The following is a 2,529-nucleotide window of genomic DNA, read 5'->3' on the forward strand; positions in this document are numbered from 1 at the left end:
ACTAATGATGGTTTTATTTATGAACCAAACCCTGATTATTTTGGACTGGATAGTGCGAATATAGAAGTTGGTAAGGTTATTTATCAATTTTCTGTAACTGTAGAAGAAGTAAATGATTTACCACACCTGGTTGCTAATTCACTAAAATTGAGTGCAAACTCACAAGTTACAGGCATTCTCGAAGCATATGATGCTGATAGCGATATTGTAACATTTAAGCTGTTAGAGCAACCTCTACAAGGTATAGTCAACTTAGAGGATAATGGTCAATTTACATATTTAAATAGTGAGCTGTCTATTCCTGACGCATCTTTTACTGTTCAATTAGATGATGGTCGTGGAGGTGTTGTTGAAGAAAAGGTTGATCTGAAAGCTGCATTCTCTTCAAATCAAGACAAATCAAACTACTACTATTCATCAGTGCATTCACACCTTAGAAAAGCTGAAAACCGTATTGCAACAATAGAAGATGACTCTTTACTAGCTAGTGTGTATGAGGCAATTGCAATCGGCTATGTGAAAGCATCATTTGACGATCAAGTTAGAAATATTATTGATAATAAAATCCCACTGCAAAGTAATAAATTTGGGGTTTTGATTAACATTGCGAATGCTTATCAAGATGCTAAAAAAATAGGGTTAGCTAATGAATATAGGCTCGAAGCTCTAGATGAGTTCTTACAATATGTTGTTGATAACGGCATAGATAATATTTCTAAAACTGAAGTTAGCACGTTCATTGAGCTAGTCGATGATTTTAGGAATAGCAGTGATGCTACAAGTATTGAAAAAACTATTAATGCATTAGTTAATATTACGGACTCTCTTAGAAAGGAAGTATACGATACAAGATATGGTTATTTAATTAATGCTCAAAGAGATAGTTTAGGTGAGTACGTTGATTACTACCTTGAGCTTGATGATAATGATCCAGCTAAGATTAAAGCGTATGATTATGCAGTAACCTTATTGAAAGAATATGCAGAGCTCTCATATAAAATAGGCTATCAAGTTATTTCATCTGGAGAGTTAGTAGGGAAACCCTATCATTCTACTGGAGTCCTTTACTTAACAGCGGCTGTTCAATATGCGATGGTGTTGAACAAGGACGAGCTTGCGAAAGAATATCTTGCAAAAGCAATCTCGTTTTATTCAGATACATCATACGATGAAAATTATATTTTCACAGCAAATGAGTTTTCAGAAAATACTTTGTCTAAATACAAGTTTGGGTTGGTATATGTTGCACCTTATTTTTCTATTTTATATCCAGAACTTGAAAATACAGCACTTGAAATTGCTAATCTTCAATCACCGGAAGACAACAGTTTACTAAGAAATTTAAGTAGAAACTTACCGGTTAGTGAAGCATTACAATCATTAAATCGTGGCGATAATTTATTACAAATTATCACTCAGCTCGATTCATATAATGAAGGTAATCCTTATAGTCAGCAAAATTCATTAGTGGGTCGCTCTTCTATAACTTTAGCTTTAGCTCAAGGCCTTTTTAATACTGGCCGAGATATCGAAGCTTTGAATGTTATCCAACTTGGTTTTGAAAAAGTAACCTCAGAACAAAACATGATTAACAATATAAATTCGACAACAAGAACTGTAGGCAGTTCAGGGTGCGGAAAATATATTGGGATATATTTGTCTCGTGGTTATATTACAAAAGCTAAAAATGCAGCTGATTTTTGCTTTAGTGATGTAGTTAAACCTTACTTCTCAAAAGTTTCAGAGGATGTGAGTTTAGACAAGTCGTTGTCTAGTTACAAAATATTAAGTGATTACTTCCTTAAATTAAGTGATAAAGAAAATGCTAAAATCGCTCTTGATTTTATTCTGCATAATGAAGACGGTGAAACTTATGAATTAGATGATTTTGCAAGCCTTGCAGTTGGTTATATGGCTAATGGTGACTTTGATATGTCTATTGAAGTGTTAAATAAAGCAACAAGTATCGCTTTATTAGAAGGGCCTGAAGTCGATTATGACGAAACAAAAGATTTGATTGATTTTGCCGAGTATATAAGTCGATATGACTATTATAATTCAAGTAATTATACTTCTAATATCCAAACAGAGCTGAGACGTTTAGCATTTAATAATGTAGATTATTCATCAAGGCTTAAGGAAGTCCAAGAAGTTGCAACTAAAATAAATACTAAAATTGGTAATAATATTTCAGCTCTAGCTGTTGATGAACAATTGAAACTAGCCGGAGATTACATTGTATTACTTGCAAGTAATCGTCAATATGATGGCGCAGAAAATTTTATTCAACATCTAGATGCAGGAGAAGTTGAAAAACGTAGTTACCTGACGCAAGTGTCAATTATCCAAGCCCTGCAAGATGACTTTCCATCCTCAACTGCTGCGAGTGTAGATACTGATGGAGATGGAAAAGCAAACTTCTATGGAATTAATACAAACGAAGAGTTAAGAGCTGCTAGTGCAATTGAATTAGATAACGACAGTGATGGAGATGGTATCAGCGATGAACAAGATATTAATCCTCTTGAC

The 2,529-nt window shown here is 33.8% G+C and carries 1 protein-coding gene; it reads left to right on the forward strand.

What is annotated here, in order from left to right; translation table 11 throughout:
- Nucleotides 1-2,529, forward strand: a 2,529-nt coding sequence (locus ACT3RM_RS17465; RefSeq protein ID WP_444511469.1) for an Ig-like domain-containing protein, incomplete at both ends; no start/stop codon positions are given.

It is taken from the genome of Pseudoalteromonas sp. AOP7-A1-14 (assembly GCF_052376275.1).
Taxonomy (GTDB): domain Bacteria; phylum Pseudomonadota; class Gammaproteobacteria; order Enterobacterales; family Alteromonadaceae; genus Pseudoalteromonas.